Genomic DNA, 23,024 nt, shown 5'->3' with positions numbered 1-23,024 from the left:
TTACCAGCGATGCCGGTCGTAGCGATCATGACGGTAGTAGTGCGGTGGTGGTGGCGCATAGTGACGCTGTTCATAGTATGGCCGCACCGGCACGTACTGCACGGGCGGGTGATGCCGGCGATAGTGGCGGTATTCGCGGTATTCACGTGGCGGCTTACGATAATAACGATGACGATCATCATCGCGGTCGTTGCGGGCAATGAGCGTGGCCGCTACTGCACCGACCGCCGCACCGGCCAGCACGGGCACGATCACGTTACGATCTGCGGCGCTGGCGGTACCGGCCACCAGCAGGCTGGCGGACAGCATCAGGATTTTGGTGATCTTCGAAAACATGATGTCTCCTCAGGCGGCAAATGTATTCGCCATGTATCCATGAGACACCGGGTTGGCGTAAATCCTGGTACAGAGTCGGTAAAGGGAAGGTAAAGAACCGCTGACAGTGTATTGAAGCCTGGAAACAGCGGAGGCTGCAGGCGGGGGCAGCCTCCGGTGAAACAGATGCGCGAGCTTACAAGCTGGTGGCTTCGTCAGCGCCCAGGTGAATGTTCATGCACTGCACGGCAGCGCCGGCGGCGCCTTTGCCGAGGTTGTCCAGGCGGCAGATCAGGTTGATACGCTCATCGTTGCCGAACACGAACAGGTCGGCGCGATTGGTGTCGTTGCAAGCCTGTACGTCGAAGAAGCCGCCGTCCAGGTTGCCGGCATCGTCGCCGAACGGCAGCACACGAATGAACTGCTCGCCTTCATAGTGCTTGGCCAGCGCTGCTTGCAGGGCTTGTGGCGTGGCGCCTGGGGCCAGTTGCGAGGTGTGCAGCGGGATGGTCACGGCCAGGCCCTTGAGGAAGCTGCCCACGATCGGGTTGAACACCGGCACGTTGTCCAGGCCGGTCTGAAAGCGCATTTCCGGCAGGTGCTTGTGCCCCTGACCCAGCCCGTAAGGACGTGGGCTTTGCAGTTGTGGGGTCAGCGACTGGTAGTCGGCGATCATCTGCTTGCCGCCACCGCTGTAACCGGTGATCGACGTGGCGCTGAGCAGAGTCGAGGCTGGCAGCAGGCCGGCATCGACCAGCGGGCGGACCAACAAAATGAAGGCAGTGGCATGGCAGCCGGGGTTGGCGATGCGTTTGCTGGCGCGCAGTTTCTCGCGCTGCCCGGCAGCCAGTTCCGGCAGGCCATAGACCCAGGACGGATCGGTACGGAACGCGGTGCTGGCGTCGATCACGCAGGTATTGGGGTTTTCCAGCAGCGATACCGCTTCGCGGGACGCGGCGTCCGGCAGGCACAGGAACGCCAGGTCAGCGGCGTTCAGCAGGCGACCGCGCTCGACCGGGTCTTTGCGTTTGGCTTCATCGATGCGCAGCAGCTCGATATCGTCGCGTTTGCCCAGGTAGTCCAGCAAGCGCAGGCCGGTGGTGCCTTCCTGGCCGTCGACATAGATCTTGTGAGTCATCTTGAAGCCTCTGTAATGGGGTGTATGAGCACGAACGACAAGAGTTTAATCGGTTTGCATCCGGTAATGGCCACCTCTGTGGCGAGCGGCATGTCGGTCAGGTTGTCGTGCGAGAGAGTGCTAGCCGCAGAACGGTGATTATCAACGCATCACCGGCAGGATCGCAAAGCGCAATTACAGGTTAATGCCGGTCAGTTAAGAGATTGTGAGGCTTGGCTCGGTCTCGGTGGGAGATTCTATGATTTTCGGAAAACTCCTGATTCCAGTTGTGAATGTTCCGCAGTATTCGTCGGCTGAGCCGACTCCCACCGGTTTTGTGTCATGCCGATACTGGAGCAAGGCACAAACCTCGGTGGGAGCTGGCTTGCCGGGGTGCCGGACCACAGCGAAAGGGCCGGTGGAACCGGCACATCTGCTGTGGACTCTTCGCGAGCAAAGCTTCCTCTCACCGGATTGATGTCGAACGCAAGATCCCGGCTCGACTCGGATCTGTGGGAGGCAGCTCTGCTGGCGAACGCAGGGCATCGCGCTGTCAATGTTCTGAACAATCAAAGACAGTTGCTCCCTCCCACCAGGAACGAGCCAGGCCTGAAATCGCTTAACTGATTTGCGTTACCCCTACAGCTTTAGAACATTACCTTCACCCCCGCCTGCACACTGCGCCCGGCTGCCGGAACTTCATCGCGCAGGATCGAGCTGGCGTAGCGCACGGTCTGGTTGTTCAGGTTGTCGCCCTTGAGAAACGCCAGCCACTGGCTTTGCCCGACATCGAAGTGGTAACCGAGGCTGGCGTTGAGGGTGGTGTAGCCGTCGGTATCGGTTTCGGCCTGGGCGACGCGGCGCTGGGCGCTGGCGTGTTCGGCGCCGAGGCTGGCTTGCCAGTGGTTGTAGTCCCACAGCAGCGCGGTGTTCAGGCGCAGCGGCGAGATGCGCGGCAGCGGCTCGCCGGTTTCGCGGTTTTTGGCGCGCGTGTAGTCGGCTGAGCTTTGCAGGGCAAAGTTGCCGTACCGGGTTTGCGCCAGGCGCCAGTGGTCTTGGGCTTCCAGGCCCCAGAAATCGGCTTTGACGCCGCTGTACAGGTATTCCGGCAGGGCGTCGTCGTCGCTGGCATCAACCTGTTCGCCGTCATCGTTCAGGTAGCGGCCGCTGCCCAGCAGGCCGATATAGTTGGAGAAGCGGCTGTAGAACACCCCAACGCTGCCTTTGTGGGTGCCGTCGTCAAAGCGCAAGGCCAGGTCGGTGGACCAGGATTTCTCTTTCTCGGCATTGGCGTCGCCTACTTCGTAGGTGCCAGTGGCTTCGTGCGGGCCGTTGGCGTACAGCTCATAGAAGGTCGGCGCGCGTTCGGTGTAGCTCAGGGTGCTGGCCAGCGACCAGACCTTGGTCAGGTCATAAATGGCACCGAATGACAGGCTGCCGGCGCTGAAGCTGTGGCTGGCGTCGGCGCCTGCAAAGCGGTCGTTGCCTGCGGCGTCCGGGCGCAAACGGGTATGTTCCAGACGTCCGCCGAGGGTCAGGTCAAGGCGGTCAGTGGCTTTCCAGTCTTCGAGGATGAACAGCGCGGCGCTGTCGGTATCGGTCTTGGGTACGAAGGCTTCTGCGCCCAACGCCTGGAACTGGCTGCTGGCGACCTGCGCGCCGACTACGCCTTCGACCGGGCCGATGGCCTGGTGACGGGCTTCGATGCGTGCCTCATAGCCGTCGTTCTTGAATACCGTGCCGGTTTCGCCGTCTTCGATTTCCCTGTGCTCATAGCGAGTGTGGCCGAAGTTGAGCTTCACCGAGCTGAACGGGCCTTCCAGGTCGCGGATTTCCGAGGCCAGCGCGTAGTGGCGCTGCTCCATGTCAATGCGCACGTCTTTTTCTGCCGGTGAGCCGTAGTTGCTGTCGTACTCGTCGTAAGACAGGCCGACATAGCCGTGGTCCCAGTGATAGGCGCCGCCAACGCCGCCGCCGTCCTGGCGACCGTCGCTGTTGTTGACCCGATGCTTGCTATCGTCGCCGTCAATCGCACGCTGATCGCGCGAGTGGGCGTAGCCAGGAATGCGCAGGTCGTTGAACTGCCGCGAGTTGGCATCCACATGCAGGGCAAAGTTGCCGTCGCCGGCTTCGAGCTTGCCCGCTGCACTGCGCGTGGTGTCGGCACCGCCGTAACGCAACTCGCCGCCACCGTGCACGCCGTCTACCGGTTCTGTCGGGATGCGGTTATCGAAGCTGTTGACCACCCCGCCCACCGCACTGCCGCCATACAACAACGCCGCCGGGCCACGGACCACTTCAATGCGCTCGGCGCTGGCCGGGTCGTACGGCACGGCGTGGTCATAGGACAGTGACGAGGCATCCAGCGCGCCGACGCCGTTGCGCAGCACTCGAATGCGATCACCATCGAAGCCGCGGATCACCGGGCGACTGGCGGCCGGGCCAAAGTAGGTCGAAGACACGCCCGGCAGCTTGTTCAACGTCTCACCCAATTGTGCCGACTGACGCAGGGTCAGGTCGTCGCCTTCAACAACACTGGTCGGGGAGGCCAGCGCATCGCTGCCCAGCGGGTTGGCGGTGATGACTTGCGGATCAAGCGTCACGGCGGGTTGGGCGGCGAATACCGGCTGCGCCGCGAGCAGGGCTGCGGCCAGAGCCGTCAGGACGGGAAGGTGGTGGGCGGACATTGAAATCTTTCCTTACAAGTTGAATTGTTATGTTACAACATAACTTAAATTTGTAAGGATGAAATTTCATCTTGGGCGGTGCGCAAGATCTGGCATTGTGTTTTCCCGGCGTGCCCGGCATTACGCACACCCCTCATGCACTGAAAGGAATCCACTCGTGCTCAAGCTGTTCGGTAAATCCACCTCGATCAACGTCAGAAAAGTCCTGTGGGCCTGTGCGGAGTTGAACATTCCGCTTGGCCACGAGCAGGCAAACGGCGACGACGTTCAGCACCTGAACCCCAATGCGCTGGTGCCGGTCATCGACGATGCAGGTTTTGTGCTCTGGGAGTCGAACTCGATCATTCGTTATCTGGCCAACCGCGAGCAGGCCGGGTGGCTGTACCCCGCAGTGGCTGCGCAACGTGCCCGCGTCGATCAGTGGATTGACTGGCAAGCCGCGGACCTCAATCGCGCCTGGTCCTACGCATTCATGGCGCTGGTGCGGCGCTCACCGGCCCATGACGATCCGGCGCAAATTCGCGCCTCGGTGCAAAACTGGAATCGCTCCATGGAAATCCTTGACCGGCAACTGGCCGTTACCGGCGGCCATGCAGCCGGCGCGCAGTTCAGCCTGGCTGATATTCCCGTGGGGCTGTCGGTGAATCGCTGGTATGAAACCCCCATCGACCACCCGGATCTGCCGAATGTGCGGGCCTATTATGACCGGCTGGCCGAGCGGCCCGGCTATCAGGTGTTCGGGCGCAACGGCACGCCTTGAGCCTTAAGCGGCAGCGTCTGATTTCAAGGCCTGGCCGGCAACAGAAACCGCCCGATCACCGGCAGATGATCGGAGATCTGCAAACTGTCCTCCTGCCGCACCCGGGCCTCCAGGCGTTTGAGTGCGGGGCTGTAGAACAGGTAGTCGACGGTCCGGTCCGGGCCTTTGAGCTGTGGGTCGTTGGGCCAGTGGGTGAGCCACTGGCTGCGTTCGATGCCGCCGGCTTCGGCGTTGGTGGGGATCATCGGGTATTTGTCCCACAGCAGGTGCAGTTCGCTGTCGCGCTGGTAGCCTGGCCGTTGGGCCGGGTCCAGGCGCTGGTACTGGCCCAGCGCAAGCAGGCCGAAGTCGCCACCGGCCAGCCAGGGCGTACCGTTGCCTTGCAGACGATCAAGCAACCCGACGGTGAATTCGGTCTGTTGGCGCAAGGTCGTCTGGTCAGGATGCCGGGCGTACTGTTGGGTGTTGATCACCGCCAGGCGGCCGCCGTCGCGCAGTGGCAGGTAGCTGACCAGCAGCGCGGGTCTGGGCTGGAACTGGCGGCTCAGCAGGTTGGCCGGTTGCACCGGCAGTTGCAGGCGCTCGCTGCTGTCGATGCGATAACGGCTCAGGGTCGCCAGCTTGAGCCCGGCGCTGCCCCAGATCCGTGGCGCAGGGATGAACTCGGCCTGCCAGTTGAAGGCCTCGGTGCTGCACGGATACAGATCCACCAGACGCTCCTGGAGCAGCGCCAGTTGATCCTGGTAGTCGGTGTTTCTGGCGCCGTCGCTGACTTCCTGAAGCAGCACCAGGTCCGGTGCCTCATCGCGGATCACCCGCACCACTTCATCAAGGTTGTACGCCAGGTCGTCAGGGGTAGGGCGCTCGTCCGGGCCGTTGTCGTCGGGCTGCTCATACCAGAACACATAGCGCTTGCCGGCCAGGTACTGAATGTTCCAGGTCATGACTTTAAGCGCCTGCCCCGGCATCAGCAGGTCGGGCTGAACTGAGCTGCTGCAACGGGCGGTGACCGTCTCGCGTTCGGCCGGCCGCCAGGTGAGATTCTGCACCGCGATCCACAACACGCCGGTCAGCAGCAGTAGCAACAGGATCAGGCGCAGCAGGATTCGGCTCATGGGTCTGTTCGGGGTCCTGATGGGCGTGCTGGCAGCATAGCCGAGTTATGTGTGTGGGCGGTCCTGCTCAATGAGCATGAACAGGCGGAACATCGCCACGCCCATGAACAGTTGCAGAAAACTGGCCAGGCTGCTGAGCAGCAGCGACACGCCCGGGCTTTGCGGTTGCGGCAGCAGATACAGGCCGCCTGCTTCGATCAGCGACAGCGGGATGTAGATGATCAGCAGGCACACCATGATCCGGGTGAAGTGCCCGGTACTCATCAGCATGCTTTCGCGCATGGCCATGAACGGGGTGCGCTGGCGCAGCACCAGCAGGTATTCGCTGAATGCCAGTTTGATCATCACCCACAGGCCCGGCAGCACGAATAGCGACAGGCCGAACATGATCAGCAGCGTGCTCATGGCCGACAGCACGGCAAAGCTCGGCCACAGGCGCAAGGTCCTGCTCCACAGCTCGGCAAAGCCCGGTTGATCGCCACGGCTGCGGGCATCGAGAAACAGGATCAGGACCCCACTGTAGAGCGGGTAGAAAAACAGGCTCACCAGCAAGCCGTAGGCCGGTGAGGCATTGGCTGGCAGGCTGCCATCCACGGCCTGCTTGATCAGCGCTTCGAGCACCACCGGTGGCAGGCACAGCAGCACGATGCTGAGCAGGTTGCTGCGAAAGAAATACAGGGAGTCCCGGAGGATGTTCAGCGGATTCATGTAAGCGTGTCGTTTGAAAAAGTCGGCGAACACTGTAGCCCAAGGCCGGTGACGAACCAAGCACGCCCGGGGCGGCGGCCTTTTTAACTTTTTCGTCATGTCCTTGAAGTGGTTTTGCCCAGCCCCATTACCTCTGTAGGGCCGTCTGCTGGCCTTTTAACGATCCTTGTGAGGTCACTATGAACAATCAAGAGCAAGTCCTGATCGATGAACTGTTCGGCAAACTCAAAAGTGCCGAAAGCGCCTCGGGTGTGCGGGATGCGGCAGTCGAGGCGCATATCAACGAGCATTTGCGCCGTCAGCCAGCTGCGCCGTATTACATGGCTCAGGCGATTGTGGTCCAGGAAGCGGCGGTCAATCAGCTCAACCAGCAACTGCGCGAGCGTGACGAGCAGATCCGCCAGCTCCAGGCTCAATTGCAGCAGAGCCGTCCCGGCCCCGCTGCGGCCAGCGGTGGCGGATTTCTTTCAAGCCTGTTCGGCTCCGGCAGTGCCCGCGAGCCGCAGCCCGCCGCGCAGCCCGCATCGTCCGGCGGCTGGCGTGATAGTGGCTATAGCGCACCGCCTGCGCCCGCCGCCGCAGCGCCGTCCAGGGCCAGCGGTTTTCTGGGCAGTGCGTTGCAGACCGCGGCCGGAGTTGCCGGTGGTGTGATGCTGGCGCAAGGCATCAGCAGCCTGTTCGGTCACCACAACGCACCGCAGGAAATTGTCGAAGTTGTTCATGATGCGCCATTGCAAAGCTATCAGGCCGATGACTGGTCGAACCCGAATCAAACGGGTTGGAGTGACGACAGCGGCTCGTTCGATGACGACGACAGTTTTGTCTGAGCGGTGATCCGACCCCTCTGGCGTACCCCGCGCCCTGCGCATAACTGGCATACTGCGTGCCTGTTTATGTCGCGGGGTGGTTGGGGTGAAAAAGATCGCGGTGTTTGCCGATGTGCAGAACCTCTACTACACCGTGCGCCAGGCTCATGGGTGTCACTTCAATTACGCGGCGTTCTGGGCCGATGTCAGCCAGCGCGGGCAGATTGTCCAGGCCTATGCCTACGCCATTGACCGGGGCGACAGCAAACAGCAACAGTTCCAGCAGATCCTGCGCAACCTGGGTTTTACCGTCAGGCTCAAACCCTACATCCAGCGCAGTGATGGCTCGGCCAAGGGCGACTGGGATGTCGGCATCACCCTGGATGTCATGGAGTTTGCCCCACAGGTCGATGAAGTGGTGCTGGCTTCCGGCGACGGCGACTTCGACATGCTGCTTGAGCGGATCTCCAGCCGTTACGCTGTTGCCACCGCCGCCTACGGTGTGCCAGGGCTGACCGCCAACTCACTGATACGCGCCGCCGACCGCTATGTGCCGATCGAAGGCGCGCTGTTGCTCAAGAATTGACCCCCCAGGAAGGACAGGATTGTGGAACGTATTGCCGTCATCGACTTTGAAACCACGGGTATCTCGCCAGGCCCCGGTTGCCGTGCCACGGAAGTGGCGGTGGTCATCACCGAACAAGGTCGGGTGGTCGATCGGTTCCAGAGCCTGATGAACGCCGGCGTGCCGATTCCATCGTTCATTGAAAACCTGACCGGTATCAGCAATGCGATGATCCGCAGCGCGCCGCGTGCCGAGCAGGTCATGGGCGATGTGGCAGATTTTGTCGGCAGTACACCGCTGGTCGCGCACAACGCATCATTCGACCAGAAGTTCTGGGACTACGAATTGGGGCGTATCCAGCGCAGTCGTGTGCAAAGCTTTGCCTGTTCGATGCTGCTGGCCCGGCGCCTGATGCCGAGTGCGCCCAACCACAAGCTGGGCACCCTGACCCGTTATGCGCGCCTGCCTGACACCGGCAAGGCGCACCGGGCCATGGCTGATGCCGAGATGGCGGCCAACCTGGTCAACCATATGGTCGGCCAGTTGCGCGATTCACACGGGATTGCCAGCGTTTCCCACCAGTTGTTCTGCACCCTGCAGAAAGTCCCGGCCTCACGCATCCTCGAAGCCCTCAAGCGTCAGCGCGGGCTTTGACGGTGGCCTTTTCCAGGCGTACCCCGACGTCCAGATGACCCACTGGCAGGCTGCGTTCGATGGGCGTGGACAACACCATTGAGGTCTTGCTGACGCCATAGCTCGCCACGCGGTCGAGCAACTGTTCCAGATGCTCCATCGAATCGACCGCTGCACGCATGATAAAGCAGGGGTCGCCGGTCACCCGGTGGCACTGGATCAGTTCGGCAAACGTGTACAGCTCTTCATAGGCGCGCTGTTTACTGTGGCTGTCCAGGCGCAGTTCGATCACACACTGAATCGGCAGGCCGACCCTGGCCAGGTTTACCTTGGCTTCATAGCCGGTAATCACCCCGTTGGCCTCCAGCTTGGCCACCCGTTCGGCGACCGCCGGTGCCGACAGGTTGACCTGCCGGGCCAGTTGCGCAAAAGACGCCCGCCCGTTTTCCAGCAAAGCGTTGAGCAGCATGCGGTCATATTTGTCCAGTTCCACGAGGATCTCCCGGCAGGCAAAGGGCTGGATTTCGAATCGAAAGTAAAAAACGGATATTACCGTTGATTTACAGGTAAACACTGCGTTTAAACAAGCTTCATGGCTTATGAATCCCGGTTGAGCTTCCTAAAATAGCTCAACCATACGAATGGACTTCGAGCCTGCCATGCCTGATTCCCGCCGCTTCCCCCTGTTATTGATTGGCGCCTTCCTGGCCCTGTACCTGATCTGGGGGTCGACTTACCTGATGATCCGTATTGGCGTGGCCTCTTGGCCGCCGCTGATGATGGCTGCCATCCGCTTTCTGCTTGCCGGTGTCTTGATGTATGGCTACCTGCGCTGGCGCGGTGTGCCGGCACCGACCTGGCAGCAATGGAAGGCCGCGACCCTGATTGGCTTTTTATTGCTGGCCTGCGGTAACGGCGGCGTGACCCTGGCTGAGCACGCTGACGTGTCGTCCGGCGTGGCCGCCCTGGCGGTAGCGACCGTGCCGCTGTTCACCCTGTTGTCCGGGCTGTTGTGGGGCAACCGCACCAGTGGCCTGGAATGGGCCGGTATCGCTCTGGGCATGCTCGGCATCGCCTTGCTCAACCTGGGCTCCAATCTGCAGGCCAGCCCTTACGGGGCGGCGCTGCTGATTTTTGCAGCGGCGGCCTGGGCGTTTGGCTCGGTGTGGAGCAAACACCTGCCACTGCCGGCCGGTCCCATGGCCAGCGCAACTGAAATGATCAGCGCCGGGGTTATCCTGATGATCGGCAGCCAGCTCAGCGGCGAACACCTGGAGCAGATGCCCACGGTAGCAGGGTGGTGCGCGCTGCTGTACTTGGTGGTGTTTGGCTCGATCATCGCTTTCAGCTCTTACCTGTACCTGCTCAAGAACGTACGCCCGGCGGCGGCAACCAGTTATGCCTATGTCAACCCGGTGGTGGCGGTGGTGTTGGGCATGTTGTTTGCCGATGAATACATCGGTATGGAAGAAGGCCTGGCGATGCTGGTGATCGTCAGCGCCGTGGTGCTCATCGGGCTGCCGCAGTGGCGGCGGCCGGTGGTCAAGCAGGCCAGCGCCTGACGCATCGGTGCACCCATAGGGTAAACTGCGCGCCTTGCGCTGAATTTTCCCTACGGTATTACCATGACATTCGCTTCCCTCGGCCTGATCGAACCCTTGTTGCGCGCCCTCCAGGGGCTGGATTACCAGACCCCGACGCCGGTGCAGGCCAAGGCGATTCCCGCGGTACTGGACGGCCGCGACCTGATGGCCGCCGCCCAGACCGGCACCGGCAAGACCGCCGGGTTTGCCTTGCCCTTGCTGCAACGCCTGACCATGGAAGGCCCCAAGGTCGCTGCCAACTCGGTGCGTGCTCTGGTGCTGGCGCCGACCCGTGAACTGGCCGAGCAGGTCCACGAGAGTTTTCGGCAGTACGCCGAACACCTGCCGTTGAGCACCTATGCGGTGTATGGCGGCGTGAGCATCAACCCGCAGATGATGCGCCTGCGCCGTGGTGTTGACGTGCTGGTGGCAACACCAGGCCGGTTGTTGGACCTGCACCGGCAGAACGCCGTCAAGTTCAACCAGGTGCAGATTCTGGTGCTCGATGAAGCCGACCGTATGCTCGACCTGGGCTTCAGCGAAGAACTGCGTAACGTCTACGCTGCGTTGCCCAAACGCCGGCAGACCCTGCTGTTCTCCGCGACCTTCTCCGAGCAGATCCGGCTGCTGGCCGGGCAGATGCTCGACAACCCGCTGAGCATCGAAGTCAGCCCGCGCAACGCCGCAGCCAATACGGTCAAGCAATGGGTGGTGACGGTCGACAAAAAGCGCAAGACTGAACTGTTCATCCATCTGCTCAAAAAACAGCGCTGGGGCCAGGTGTTGGTGTTTGCCAAGACCAAGGCCGGCGTCGACCAGCTCGCCGAGCGCCTGCAAGGCCTGGGCATCAAGGCCGATGGTATCCACGGCGACCGCCCGCAAGCCACCCGCCAACGCGCACTGGACAGCTTCAAGGCCCGTGAAATCCAGGTACTGGTCGCCACCGACGTCGCCGCCCGTGGCCTGGACATCGACGACCTGCCGACCGTGGTCAACCTCGACTTGCCGATCGTTGCCGAAGACTATGTGCACCGTATCGGTCGTACCGGCCGTGCCGGCCAGACCGGTGAAGCGATCTCGCTGGTATGTGCCGACGAAGTCGAACAACTGTCGGCTATCGAAACCCTGATCCGTCAGGTCCTGACCCGCAACGACGAGCCTGATTTCATCCCCGACCACCGCGTCCCGGTTACCGACGCCAGCGGCCAGATCCTCAAAAAGCCGAAAAAACCCAAAAAGCCCAAAGCCAGCGGCGGCAAAGGCAACCTGGGCAAATGGATCGACAGCGGCGAAGCCGAACCCAGCGCCCCACCGGTCAAACCGGTCCGCAAAGTGCCTGCTTTCAATACCGGGCCGCGCAAGCGCAAGCCTTGACGGCGGACGAGCCTGCATAGGCTCGGATCTGCCGCTGAGTTTGCTTTTGATCTTCGAGCCGAGATGGCACAGACGCCGCGAATCGCGACTTGGGTGCAGGCCGAAGGTAGGCGTCGATTTGGGGGAGAAATCAGCATGGATGCTGCTGATTTTGAAACCGAGGGCAGGCGCGCTGGGCAGGACGCCCATCGCGCCGGCCCCCGAATCGGCGCCGGACGGAGGGAAGTCTGCCCGCAGGGCGGACCCAAACCAGGAGCAAGCGGTTTTCCCCTATTTTGCCCGGGGCACGTTGCCAAGCACAAAATAGGGTCGCCCGTCGGGGCGAAACCCGCAGCCCAGACAACTGCGGCAAAGACCTTTGCAACGACCGGAAGAGCTTCGCGGCTGAAGCCGCTCCTACGGAGCCCACAAGCGGCCCGTCGCCAAGTCACGCCGCCACAAACTGCTCCGCATAGTGACAAGCCACCTGCCGTCGATCCACCTCACGCAACGCCGGCACCTCCTCGGCACAACGCTGCGTCGCATACGGGCAGCGCTTGTGAAACGCGCAGCCACTCGGCGGGCTCAGCGGATTGGGCAGTTCCCCCACAATCTTGATCTTCGGCTTCAACGGATCAGGATGAATCGTCGGCGTTGCCGACAACAGCGCCTGGGTATAAGGATGCAGCGGCCGCTCGTAGATCGCTTCTTTCGGCCCCATTTCCGCCGGCCGACCCAGATACATCACCAGCACCGAATCAGCCACATGGCGGACCACCGACAGGTTGTGCGAGATAAACACATAGGCGGTCTGAAACTGCTGCTGCAGATCCATGAACAGGTTCAACACTTGTGCCTGGATCGACACGTCCAGCGCCGAAGTCGGCTCATCGGCCACCAGCACCTTCGGTTGCAGCATCATCGCTCTGGCCAGGGCAATGCGCTGGCGCTGGCCACCGGAGAACATATGCGGGTAGCGCTGATAATGCTCCGGGCGCAGCCCCACCTGGCTCATCATCGCCTGCACCCGCTCGCGGCGTTCGGCGCGGCTCAGGTCAGTGTTGATCAGCAGCGGCTCGCCAAGCTGGTCACCGATCTTCTGGCGTGGGTTGAGCGACGCGTAAGGACTCTGGAACACCATCTGCACATCGCGGCGCAACTGCTTGCGGTCCGCCTTGCTGGCCCCGGTCACTTCCCGGCCGGCAATCTGCAATGAGCCCGCTGACGGTTCCTCGATCAGGGTCAGGGCGCGGGCCAGGGTGGACTTGCCACAGCCCGATTCGCCGACTACCGCCAGGGTCTTGCCGGCCTCCAGCTCGAACGACACGCCGTTAAGGGCGCGCACGGTGGCGCTGCCCTTGAACAGCCCCTGGGAGACTTCATAGTGACGGTGCAGGTCGCGGGCAGTCAGTACGACGCTCATTACGCCACCTCCTGATTCAAGGGATAGAAACAGCGTGCCAGGCTATGCGCCTTGGGGTCCAGGGCCGGGCGCTGGGTATGGCAGTTGTCGCGCACATAGGGGCAGCGCGGTGACAGCAGGCAGCCCTGCGGCCGGTCGTAGCGGCCCGGCACCAGACCTGGCAGGGTGGCCAGGCGCTCGGCGCCCAGACTGTGCTCCGGGATCGCAGCCAGCAGTGCTTCGCTATAAGGGTGGGCCGGTACGTCGAACAGGCCAGGCACCTGGCCAACCTCCACCGCTTGCCCGGCATACATCACGCAGACCCGCTGGGCGGTTTCGGCCACCACGGCCAGGTCGTGGGTGATCAGCACCAGGGCCATGTCCTGCTCTTTTTGCAGGTTCAGCAGCAGGTCCATGATCTGCGCCTGGATGGTAACGTCCAGCGCGGTGGTGGGCTCGTCGGCGATCAACAGCTTGGGCTCACCGGCAATCGCCATGGCAATCGCCACCCGCTGGCTCATGCCGCCCGACAACTGGTGCGGATAAGCATCCAGACGCTGAGCCGCGCCAGGGATCTCGACCTTTTCCAGCAGCTCCAGGGCGCGCTGGCGCGCTGCCTTGCCGGACAGCCCCAGGTGCTGGCGCAGCACTTCGATAATCTGGTAACCCACGGTGTAGCTGGGGTTGAGTGCAGTCATCGGGTCCTGGAACACCATGGCCAGGTCTTTGCCGATGATCTTGCGTCGTTGCCGGGCATTGAGTTTGAGCAGCTCGTTACCGTCGAAACGCAGCGCATCGGCCTGGATGATGCCGGGGTGATCGATCAGGCCCATCAAGGCCATCATGGTCACCGATTTGCCTGAGCCGGACTCACCGACGATGGCCAGCACTTCACCTTTTTCGACTTTCAGCGACAGGCCATCGACCACGGGAACGGCTTTGGCATCGCCGAAGCGCACGCTGAGATTATTGATTTCAAGCAGTGACATGGCAGGTTCCTCAGGCGGCGTTCTTGAGTTTCGGGTCCAGCGCGTCGCGCAGGCCGTCGCCCATCAGGTTGATTGCCAGCACGCTGAGCAAAATGGTCAGGCCGGGCAGGCTGACCACCCACCAGGCACGTTCGATATAGTCCCGTGCCGAGGCGAGCATGGTGCCCCACTCAGGGGTGGGCGGCTGGACACCCAGGCCCAGGAAGCCCAGTGCGGCGGCGTCGAGAATCGCCGAGGAGAAGCTCAGGGTCGCCTGCACGATCAGCGGCGCCATGCAGTTGGGCAGCACGGTGACGAACATCAGCCGTGGCAGGGTGGCGCCAGCCAGCCTTGCTGCGGTGACGTAGTCGCGGTTCAGCTCGCCCATCACGGCGGCGCGGGTCAGGCGCACGTAGGACGGCAGCGAGACGATGGCAATCGCGATCACGGTGTTGATCAGGCCAGGGCCGAGGATGGCGACGATGGCCACCGCCAGCAGCAGCGAGGGCAGGGCCAGCATCACGTCCATCAGACGCATTACCGACGGGCCGATCAGGCGCGGGAAGAACCCGGCCAGCAGGCCGAGCAGGATGCCGGGAATCAACGACATGACCACCGACGACAGGCCGATCAGCAGCGACAGTCGCGCACCGTGGATCAGCCGTGAGAGCAGATCGCGGCCGACTTCGTCGGTGCCGAGGATGAACTGCCACTGGCCACCCTCCAGCCAGGCTGGCGGGGTCAGCAGGAAGTCGCGGTATTGCTCGCTCGGGTCATGGGGGGCGACCCAAGGGGCGAACAGGGCGCAGAAGATGATCAGCAGCATGAACGCCAGGCCGGCCACGGCGCCTTTGTTTTTAGCGAACGCCTGCCAGAACTCCCTGAACGGCGACGGGTAGAACAGGCTCTGATCGACGGCTTGGGCGCTGCTTTGTTCGCCCTTGGCTTGCTCTTCACTCATGGCTGGTATCTCAGCGTTGGTGACGGATGCGCGGGTTGGCGATGCCATAAAGAATATCCACAACGAAATTGACCAGGATCACCAGGCAGGCGATCAACAGGATGCCGTTCTGCACGACAGGGTAGTCACGGGCGCCAATCGCCTCGATCAACCACTTGCCGATGCCCGGCCAGGAAAAGATGGTTTCGGTCAGCACGGCGCCGGCCAGCAACGCGCCGACCTGCAGGCCGAACACGGTGAGCACCGGAATCAGCGCGTTGCGCAGACCGTGGATGAACACGACTCGTGCCGGCGACAGGCCTTTGGCCCGTGCCGTGCGTACGTAGTCTTCACGCAGCACTTCGAGCATCGAGGAGCGGGTCATCCGGGCGATCACCGCCAGCGGGATGGTGCCCAATACGATGGCCGGCAGGATCAGGTGGTGCAGGGCATCGAGGAACGAGCCCGGTTCGTCACTGAGCAGGGTGTCGATCAGCATGAAGCCGGTGACGGGCGGGATGTCGTAAAGCAGATCGATGCGTCCGGAAACCGGGGTCCAGCCCAGGGTCACCGAGAAGAACATGATCAGGATCAGGCCCCACCAGAAGATCGGCATCGAATAGCCGGCCAGCGAGACTCCCATGACCCCGTGGTCGAACAGCGAGCCGCGCTTGAGCGCCGCGATCACTCCGGCCAGCAGCCCCAGCACCCCGGCAAACAGCAGAGCGGCCAAGGCCAGCTCTACGGTGGCGGGGAACAGCGAGAGGAATTCTTTCCAGACGCTTTCGCGGGTGCGCAGCGATTCACCGAGGTCGCCCTGGGCAAGTTTTGCGATGTAATCGACGTACTGCTCATGCAGCGGTTTGTTCAGACCCAGGCGCTCCATGGCCTGGGCGTGCATTTCGGGGTCGACCCGGCGTTCGCCCATCATCACCTCCACCGGGTCGCCGGGGATCAGGCGAATCAGGGCAAAGGTGAGCAGGGTAATCCCGAAAAAGGTGGGGATCAGCAACCCCACCCGGCGGGCAATGAAACTCAACATTCTGCGATGTTCCTCATTAGGCCGTTCAGGCAAATCCGCCGCTTGCCCCGTGCGGGGTGTGGCGGAGTGGTTGTCTACTTCACGCTCGTGGTCGCGAAGTTGTTATTGGTTAGCGGACTGATAACGAAGCCTTCGACGTTGTGTCGCCGGGCCACGAACAGTTTCGGGTAAGCGAGGCTGATCCAGGGTTGTTCCCGGATGAAAACCTGCTGGGCTTTCTGATAGAGGGCCGCCCGAGTAGAGGGTTCGGTGGTGCCTCGTGCCTGGCTGATGGCCGCCTCGAATTCGGGGTTGCACCAGCGGGCGTAGTTTTCGCCGTTGCCTGCCGCCTCGCAACCGAGGTTGGGGGTCAGGAAGTTGTCCGGGTCGCCGTTGTCGCCTGCCCAGCCGGCGAACACCATATCGTGCTCGCCGCGTTTGGCCCGGCGCAGCATTTCGGCCCACTCCATGACGCGAATATCCACGCTCAGGCCGACCCTGGCCAGGTCGGCCTGCAACATCTGCGCGCCGAGCAACGGGTTGGGGTTGGTCACCCCGCCACCGTTGCGGGTGAACAGGGTCAGTACCTGGCCGTTCGGCACCCCGGCTTGTTTGAGCAAAGCCAGGGCTTTTTGCGGATCATGGGCCTGATTGTGCTGCGTATGATCGAAGCCTGACAGGGTCGGCGGATAAGGGCCGCTGCCTGCTGTCGCCTTGCCATCCCCGAACAATGCCTTGAGATAGGCCTGTTTGTCGAATGCAAGATTGATTGCCTGACGCACCCTGACATCACTGAGCCAGGGTTTGCGGGTGTTGAGCGCCACATAGCTGGTCATCATGGCTTCCATTTCATCGATGGCCAACTGCGGATCGGCCTTGATCACTTCGATGTCGTCAGGCTTGGGGTAGACCGCCACCTGGCACTCGTTGGCCTTGAGTTTTTGCAGCCGGGTATTGCTGTCCAGGGTGATGGCGAACACCAGAATTTCGCTGGGTACCGGGCCTTTCCAGTAATCCGGGTTGGCCTTGAAGCGTACCTGGGCGTCCTTGATGTAGCGGGTCAGGATAAAGGGGCCGGTGCCCACCGGTTGGCTGTTGAGGCGTTCCGGCTTGCCCTGTTGCAGCAATTGCCCGGCGTATTCGGCGGAATAGACCGAGGTGAAGGGCATTGCCAGGTCACGTAGAAAAGGCGCTTCAGCGCGGCTCAGGGTGAAGCGCACCGTGTGCTCGTCCAGCTTTTCGACGGCCTTGAGCAGGGCGCGAAACCCCATGCTCTCGAAATACGCAAAGCCCACCGACGACAGTGTGTGCCAGGGATGGGCCGGGTCGAGCTGGCGCTTAAAGCTCCATAGCACGTCATCGGCGTTCATTTCACGGCTTGGCTTGAAGTCATCGGTGCTGTGAAATTTCACCCCGCGACGCAGATGAAAGGTGTACTGCAAGCCGTCCTCGCTGATCTCCCAGCGTTCGGCCAGGCCCGGCTGCGGGTCGGTGCTGCCCGGTTTAAAAGCCACCAGCCGTTCGAGGATGGTTTCGGCCGACGCATCCGCGGTCACTGCGGTGGTGTATTGCACGATGTCGAAGCCTTCCGGGCTGGCTTCTGTACACACCACCAACGGCTTGGCCTGCACCGCCAGGCTGGCGGCTGACAGCGCCAGAACCAGCGGCCAGTGGCTGAAAGTCAGTTTCAATGGCTGCACTCCTGTGCTCTGCAGCAGTTAATCGACAATGCTCACCCCGGAAAAGTCGTTACGGCCGAACGGGCTGACCTTGAACCCCTGAACGTTGGCGCGCAGCGGCTGGCTGACGGTCGAGTGGGCAATCGGGGTGATCGGCACCTGTTGCTTGAGGTAACGCTGCGCCTGTTGATACAGCCCGCTGCGCAGTTCCCGGTCGGTGCTGGCGATGGCTGACTTGATCAGCCGGTCGTACTGTTCGTCACACCACATCGAGTAGTTGTTGCCACCGATTGCCGCGCAGCTGTAAAGGGTCCCCAGCCAGTTGTCCGGGTCGCCGTTGTCGCCGGTCCAGCCGATCAGCGAGATGTCGTGCTCGCCGTTCTTGCTGCGTTTCAGGTACTCGCCCCATTCATAGCTGACGATGCGCGCCTTGATCCCGATCTTGGCCCAGTCGGCCTGCAGCATCTCGGCCATCAATCGGGCGTTGGGGTTATACGGGCGCTGCACCGGCATGGCCCACAGGGTCAACTCCGTTCCTTCCTTGACCCCGGCGGCGCGCAGCAGTTCGCGGGCCTTGTCGGGGTTATAGGGCGCGTCCTGAATACTGCTGTCGTAGGACCACTGCGACGGTGGCATGCCGTTGACGGCTTTTTGCCCGGCACCCTGATACACCGCATCGATGATCGCCTGTTTGTTGACCGCCATGTCCAGTGCCTGGCGCACTGCCAGCTTGTCCAGCGGCGCATGGCGTACGTTGTAGCTGATGTAGCCCAGGTTGTAGCCGGGGCTTTCGATCACCTGCAACTGTGGATCGGCCTTGAGCCCCGGTACATCGGCAGGGCGTGGATGCAGGGTGACCTGGCATTCGTTCTTGCGCAGCTTTTGCAGGCGCACCGAGGCGTCGGTGTTGATGGCGAAGATCAACTGATCCAGCTTGACCTGTTCCGGCGCCCAATAATCGGGGTTGCCCTTGTAGCGAATCTGCGCGTCTTTCTGGTAACGCTGGAAGCTATACGGGCCGGTGCCGATCGGCTGCTGGTTGATATCCCGCGCCTTGCCTGCGGCCATCAGTTGCTCGGCGTATTCGGCTGACAGGATCGAGGCGAAGCTCATCGCCAGGTTCTGAATAAAGGCCGCGTCGACACTGTTGAGAGTGAAGACAACCGTCATCGGCCCGCTCTTGGTCACCGAATGGATCTTCTTGTCCATGCCCATGCCGGTGAAGTACGGAAACTCGGTGGGGTAGGCGAGGCGAAACGGATGCTCGGTGTTGAGCATGCGGTTGAAGGTGAACAGCACGTCGTCGGCATTGAAGTTGCGGCTGGGGGTAAAGGCCTTGTTGCTGTGGAATTTCACCCCTTCACGCAGGTGGAAGGTATAAACCAGGCCATCTGCCGATACATCCCATGAAGTGGCCAGCGCCGGGATGGCCACTGTGCCGCCTTTTTCGAACTCGGCCAGCCGGTTATACAGCGGCTGGGCGGCATCGTTATCGGTGGCCGAGGTGTATTGCGCCGTGTCGAAGCCCGACGGGCTGGCCTCGGAGCAGAACACCAGGCTGTTGGCGGCCAGGGCGTGAGGCGCGGCGGTGAACAGCGCCAGGCTCAATAAAGATGCCGTTGCGATGGTAGAGCGCATGATCTTCCCTTTTTCAGGTCACAAGACGGAACGGGCATAGGCCGGGGAGTGCCCGGATGCGCCAGGTTCTGCACTGTATGTCAGTCGATTCGTCCGGTATGTCGGTCAGAAGGCTTCATGTTTCGTAGGAAACGTCCGAGAGATATGGCGTGATGTGTTCGCCGCTAAAGCGGCTCCTACGAGGTACGAGTACACCCACGCAACCGCTGTAGGAGCTGCTTTAGCAGCGAAGCATCAAAGCAGGCTACTTGATGCCCACCCCATAGAACGAGTTCAGGCCGAACGGGCTGATCTTGAAGTCCAGTACATTGGCGCGCATGGGTTGGTAGACCGTTGAGTGGGCGATGGGGGTCAGCGGCACTGCGTCTTTGAGCAGGTGCTGCGCCTGTTTGTACAGCACGCTGCGCTGGTCCTGGCCGGGGGTGGCCTTGGCCTGCTTGATCAGTTTGTCGAAGGCTTGATCGCACCACTTGGAATAGTTGTTGCCGTTGACCGCATCACAGCCAAACAGCGTCCCGAGCCAGTTGTCCGGGTCGCCGTTGTCGCCGCTCCAGCCAATCAGCATGGCGCCGATTTCGCCGGCCTTGGCGCGTTTGAGGTATTCACCCCACTCGTAGCTGACGATTTTGGCGTTGATGCCGATCTTCTTCCAGTCGGCCTGGATCAGTTCGGCCATCAACCGCGCGTTGGGGTTGTAGGGGCGCTGCACCGGCATCGCCCACAGGCTGATCTCGGTGCCTTCCTTGATACCGGCTTGCTTGAGCAGTGCCCTGGCTTTGTCCAGGTCGTAAGGCGCGTCCTTGACGGTGTCGTCATAGGACCACTGGGTGGGTGGCATGGCGTTGACTGCCAGTTGCCCGGCACCCTGATACACCGCATTGATGATCGCCGGTTTGTTGACCGCCATGTCCAGCGCCTGGCGGACCTGCAACTGGGCCAGCGGGTTGGCAGCATCGCTGCCCTTGATCTTGTCGGAAACGTTGTAGGCGATATAGCCCAGGTTGAAACCGGCCTGCTCAGGCATTTGCAGGTTCTTGTCGGCCTTGAGCGATTCCAGATCGGCAGGGCGCGGATATGCAGTGACCTGGCACTCGTTGCGCTTGAGCTTTTGCATGCGCACCGACGGATCGGTGGTGATGGCGAAGATCAGGTTGTCGACCCGCACGTCTTCGGGGTGCCAGTACTCCTTGTTACCGGTATAGCGAATGTTCGAGTCCTTCTGGTAGCTCTTGAACACGAACGGCCCGGTGCCCACCGGCTTCTGGTTGATGTCTTCGGGCTTGCCCTGTTTGAGCAGTTGTTCGGCGTATTCGGCAGACTGGATCGAGGCGAAGCTCATGGCCAGGTTCTGGATGAACGCGGCGTCGACGCTGTTGAGGGTGAACTTCACCGTGTGTTCGTCGAGCTTTTCGATCTGTTTGATGTTGCTGTCCATACCCATGTCGGTGAAATACGGAAACTCGGTTGGGTAGGCCTTACGGAACGGCTGGTCCTTGTCGATCATGCGGTTGAAGGTGAACAGCACGTCATCGGCGTTGAAGTTACGGCTGGGCTTGAACCACGGGGTGGTATGGAACTTCACGCCTTCACGCAGGTGGAAAGTGTAGCTCAGCAGGTCCGGGGCGATATCCCAGCGGGTGGCCAGACCCGGCACCACGGCGGTGCTGCCACGCTCGAACTGGGTCAGGCGGTTGAAGATGGTTTCGGCGCTGGCGTCGAAGTCGGTGCCGGCCACGTATTGCGCGGGGTCAAACCCTGCCGGGCTGCCTTCGGAGCAGAACACCAGATTGCCTGCCGCGTGGGCGTAAGGGGTAGCCGCCAGCAGGCTGGCACTGACGAAAAACGGAATGACCGCAGTTTTGAGCATGGTGGCCTCAAGTTATTGTCATTGGAATGTGGTCAGCCTCATGAGCCAACCTTGTCAGGTGATATGCAGGGTATATACCCGAATCCAGAAACAGCTCGGTGAGGAGGGAATAAATGTGGAACGATCGTACAGGAATGTCGCAAAAATGAATCAAACGGCAGCGTTTGATCGTTTGCGTGGGCACTTTGCCATCGTTTTCTGCGTCAAAATGCGTCAGGCGGGTGGGTAAGATGCACCCGCCTGAAGCGGTTTGTTACTGTCAGGTTATTTGCTCAGGCTGACGCCATAAAAAGGCGTCAGGCCGAAGGGGCTGATCTTGAAGTCCTGAACCTCTTTGCGCATTGGCTGAAACACCTTTGAGTTGGCAATCGGGGTGATCGGCACCTGGGTCTTGAGAATCTGCTGGGCCTGTTGATACAGCTTGACCCGCTCATCGCGGTTGCTGGTGACCTTGGCCTGTTGCACCAGCTTGTCGTAGGCCGGGTCACACCATTTGGCGTAGTTGCTGCCCTTGACCGCTGCGCAGCTGTACAGCACGCCAAGCCAGTTATCCGGATCACCGTTGTCACCGGTCCAGCCGTAGATCATCACATCATGTTCACCGGCTTTGGCGCGCTTGATGTACTCGCCCCATTCATAACTGACGATATTGGCCTTGATGCCGATCTTGTCCCAGTCGGCCTGGATCATTTGCGCTGACAACCGTGCGTTGGGGTTGGAGGCGCGCTGTACGGTCATCGCCCACAGGTTGATCTGCGTGCCTGGCGCGACCCCGGCCTCCTTGAGCAACTGGCGGGCCTTTTCCGGGTCGTGCGGGGCGTCCTTGATATTCGGGTCAAAGCCCCACTGGCCCGGCGGCAAGGCGTTCTGTGCCAGTTGCCCGGCGCTGCGGTACACCGCCTTGATGATCGCCGGCTTGTCGATCGCCATGTCCAGCGCCTGGCGGACCTTGAGTTGATCCAGCGGCGGGTGGGTCACGTTATAGGCGATAAAGCCCAGGTTGAAGCCTGGCTGGCTGAGTACCTTGAGGCGCGGGTCCTTTTCGACCTCTTCGATATCCTGCGGGCGCGGGTAACCGCTGACATGGCACTCGCCGGCCTTGAGCTTTTGCAGGCGTACTGCGGCATCGGTGTTGATCGAGAAAATCAGGTTGTCGATCTTCACATCCTCAGGCTTCCAGTAATCCTTGTTGGCGACGTAACGGATCTGTGAATCTTTCTGGTAGCGCTTGAGTACGAACGGCCCGGTACCCACCGGCTTCTGGTTCAGGTCGGCCGCCTTGCCCTGCTTGAGCAACTGCTCGGCGTATTCGGCAGACTGGATCGAGGCAAAGCTCATGGCCAGGTTCTGCACGAACGCCGCATCGACGTTGTTCAGGTTGAAACGCACGGTCTGCTCGTCGAGCTTTTCAATGCTTTTGATGGTGGTGTTCAGGCCCATGTCGGTGAAATACGGCGACTCGGACGGGTAAGCTTTGCGAAACGGCTGGTTGGGGTCGAGCAGGCGGTTGAAGGTGAACAGTACGTCGTCGGCGTTGAAGTCACGGCTTGGGGTGAAGAACTCGGTGGTATGAAACTTCACCCCCTTGCGTAACGTGAAGGTGTAGCTCAGGCCGTCGGCGGCTACCTGCCACTCAGTGGCCAGGCCCGGTTCGACCTCAGTGCTGCCACGCTTGAACTGGGTCAGGCGGTTGAAGACGGTTTCGGCAGAGGCATCGAAGTCAGTACCGCTGGTGTACTGGCTCGGGTCGAAGCCGGCCGGGCTGGCTTCGGAGCAATACACCAGGGTGGTCGCGGCCTGCGCCAGCGGCGCGCAGGCCAACAGTGCAGCAGTCAACAGCAAGGGTTTGAAGACGGTCTTTTCCATC

20 protein-coding genes are annotated in these 23,024 nt (G+C 61.6%); 6 read left to right on the top strand and 14 right to left on the bottom strand.

The features are described 5' to 3' along the window. The 3 genes from NJC38_RS11855 to NJC38_RS11845 form a co-directional block, all read right to left on the bottom strand. Nucleotides 1–336, bottom strand: coding sequence for a hypothetical protein (locus NJC38_RS11855; RefSeq protein ID WP_045487432.1), 336 nt, complete (start codon nt 334–336; stop codon nt 1–3). A gap of 175 nt (nt 337–511) precedes the next feature. After that, nucleotides 512–1,453, bottom strand: a complete 942-nt coding sequence (gene argC, locus NJC38_RS11850; RefSeq protein ID WP_045487436.1) for an N-acetyl-gamma-glutamyl-phosphate reductase — start codon at nt 1,451–1,453, stop codon at nt 512–514. A 626-nt stretch (nt 1,454–2,079) separates the two neighbouring features. Then, nucleotides 2,080–4,119 carry a TonB-dependent receptor gene (locus NJC38_RS11845; RefSeq protein WP_253114904.1) on the bottom strand — a complete coding sequence of 680 codons (2,040 nt, stop codon included), beginning with the start codon at nt 4,117–4,119 and terminating at the stop codon, nt 2,080–2,082. Nucleotides 4,120–4,276: 157 nt separating this feature from the next. Between NJC38_RS11845 and NJC38_RS11840 the strand changes: the two genes are divergently transcribed. Further along, nucleotides 4,277–4,879 carry a glutathione S-transferase N-terminal domain-containing protein gene (locus NJC38_RS11840; protein WP_253114902.1) on the top strand — a complete coding sequence of 201 codons (603 nt, stop codon included), beginning with the start codon at nt 4,277–4,279 and terminating at the stop codon, nt 4,877–4,879. A gap of 23 nt (nt 4,880–4,902) precedes the next feature. Here NJC38_RS11840 and NJC38_RS11835 read toward each other — a convergent pair whose 3' ends face one another. Both NJC38_RS11835 and NJC38_RS11830 read right to left on the bottom strand, forming a co-directional pair. Further along, nucleotides 4,903–5,994, bottom strand: coding sequence for an endonuclease/exonuclease/phosphatase family protein (locus tag NJC38_RS11835; protein ID WP_253114900.1), 1,092 nt, complete (start codon nt 5,992–5,994; stop codon nt 4,903–4,905). A 45-nt stretch (nt 5,995–6,039) separates the two neighbouring features. Continuing rightward, nucleotides 6,040–6,702, bottom strand: coding sequence for a membrane protein (locus tag NJC38_RS11830; protein WP_045487448.1), 663 nt, complete (start codon nt 6,700–6,702; stop codon nt 6,040–6,042). A gap of 179 nt (nt 6,703–6,881) precedes the next feature. Between NJC38_RS11830 and NJC38_RS11825 the strand changes: the two genes are divergently transcribed. From NJC38_RS11825 to NJC38_RS11815, 3 genes are all read left to right on the top strand, one after another. Then, complete coding sequence (locus NJC38_RS11825; protein ID WP_253114898.1) at nt 6,882–7,529, top strand: DUF2076 domain-containing protein; 648 nt, start codon at nt 6,882–6,884, stop codon at nt 7,527–7,529. A gap of 85 nt (nt 7,530–7,614) precedes the next feature. Next, a complete protein-coding gene (locus tag NJC38_RS11820; RefSeq protein WP_045494250.1) occupies nt 7,615–8,094 on the top strand; it encodes an NYN domain-containing protein in 480 nt (159 codons plus the stop codon). Between the two features lie 21 nt (nt 8,095–8,115). Further along, nucleotides 8,116–8,727 (top strand): 3'-5' exonuclease, encoded by a 612-nt coding sequence (locus NJC38_RS11815; protein ID WP_253114896.1) that lies wholly within the window; start codon nt 8,116–8,118, stop codon nt 8,725–8,727. Here the strand turns inward: NJC38_RS11815 and NJC38_RS11810 are convergent. After that, nucleotides 8,705–9,199, bottom strand: a complete 495-nt coding sequence (locus tag NJC38_RS11810) for an Lrp/AsnC family transcriptional regulator (RefSeq protein WP_045487455.1) — start codon at nt 9,197–9,199, stop codon at nt 8,705–8,707. The genes NJC38_RS11815 and NJC38_RS11810 overlap by 23 nt on opposite strands. Nucleotides 9,200–9,365: 166 nt before the next feature. Between NJC38_RS11810 and yedA the strand changes: the two genes are divergently transcribed. Both yedA and NJC38_RS11800 read left to right on the top strand, forming a co-directional pair. Next, the gene (yedA, locus tag NJC38_RS11805) at nt 9,366–10,268 is read left to right on the top strand and encodes a drug/metabolite exporter YedA (protein WP_253114894.1); all 903 of its coding nucleotides are present in this window, start codon (nt 9,366–9,368) and stop codon (nt 10,266–10,268) included. Nucleotides 10,269–10,331: 63 nt separating this feature from the next. Beyond that, complete coding sequence (locus tag NJC38_RS11800) at nt 10,332–11,663, top strand: DEAD/DEAH box helicase (RefSeq protein ID WP_045487458.1); 1,332 nt, start codon at nt 10,332–10,334, stop codon at nt 11,661–11,663. Nucleotides 11,664–12,090: 427 nt separating this feature from the next. Here the strand turns inward: NJC38_RS11800 and NJC38_RS11795 are convergent, their stop codons facing one another. From NJC38_RS11795 to NJC38_RS11760, 8 genes are all read right to left on the bottom strand, one after another. Next, a complete protein-coding gene (locus tag NJC38_RS11795; RefSeq protein WP_253114890.1) occupies nt 12,091–13,065 on the bottom strand; it encodes a peptide ABC transporter ATP-binding protein in 975 nt (324 codons plus the stop codon). Beyond that, entirely contained in the window at nt 13,065–14,033 is a 969-nt protein-coding gene (locus NJC38_RS11790) for an oligopeptide/dipeptide ABC transporter ATP-binding protein (RefSeq protein WP_045487464.1), read from the bottom strand. The genes NJC38_RS11795 and NJC38_RS11790 overlap by 1 nt, the downstream gene beginning before the upstream one ends. Before the next feature lie 10 nt (nt 14,034–14,043). Beyond that, complete coding sequence (locus NJC38_RS11785) at nt 14,044–14,973, bottom strand: ABC transporter permease subunit (protein ID WP_253114887.1); 930 nt, start codon at nt 14,971–14,973, stop codon at nt 14,044–14,046. 10 nt (nt 14,974–14,983) lie between these two features. Continuing rightward, nucleotides 14,984–15,994, bottom strand: coding sequence for an ABC transporter permease subunit (locus NJC38_RS11780; protein WP_253114884.1), 1,011 nt, complete (start codon nt 15,992–15,994; stop codon nt 14,984–14,986). Nucleotides 15,995–16,068: 74 nt separating this feature from the next. Continuing rightward, the gene (locus NJC38_RS11775; protein WP_253114881.1) at nt 16,069–17,664 is read right to left on the bottom strand and encodes an ABC transporter substrate-binding protein; all 1,596 of its coding nucleotides are present in this window, start codon (nt 17,662–17,664) and stop codon (nt 16,069–16,071) included. A 27-nt stretch (nt 17,665–17,691) separates the two neighbouring features. Continuing rightward, entirely contained in the window at nt 17,692–19,290 is a 1,599-nt protein-coding gene (locus NJC38_RS11770) for an ABC transporter substrate-binding protein (protein WP_253114878.1), read from the bottom strand. A gap of 244 nt (nt 19,291–19,534) precedes the next feature. After that, nucleotides 19,535–21,157 (bottom strand): ABC transporter substrate-binding protein, encoded by a 1,623-nt coding sequence (locus NJC38_RS11765; protein ID WP_253114874.1) that lies wholly within the window; start codon nt 21,155–21,157, stop codon nt 19,535–19,537. 264 nt (nt 21,158–21,421) lie between these two features. After that, entirely contained in the window at nt 21,422–23,023 is a 1,602-nt protein-coding gene (locus NJC38_RS11760; RefSeq protein ID WP_253114870.1) for an ABC transporter substrate-binding protein, read from the bottom strand. Nucleotide 23,024 lies beyond the last annotated feature (1 nt).

The organism is Pseudomonas sp. 21LCFQ010, from assembly GCF_024129905.1.
Lineage (GTDB): Bacteria > Pseudomonadota > Gammaproteobacteria > Pseudomonadales > Pseudomonadaceae > Aquipseudomonas.
This window is presented reverse-complemented; position numbering and strand designations above follow the sequence as displayed.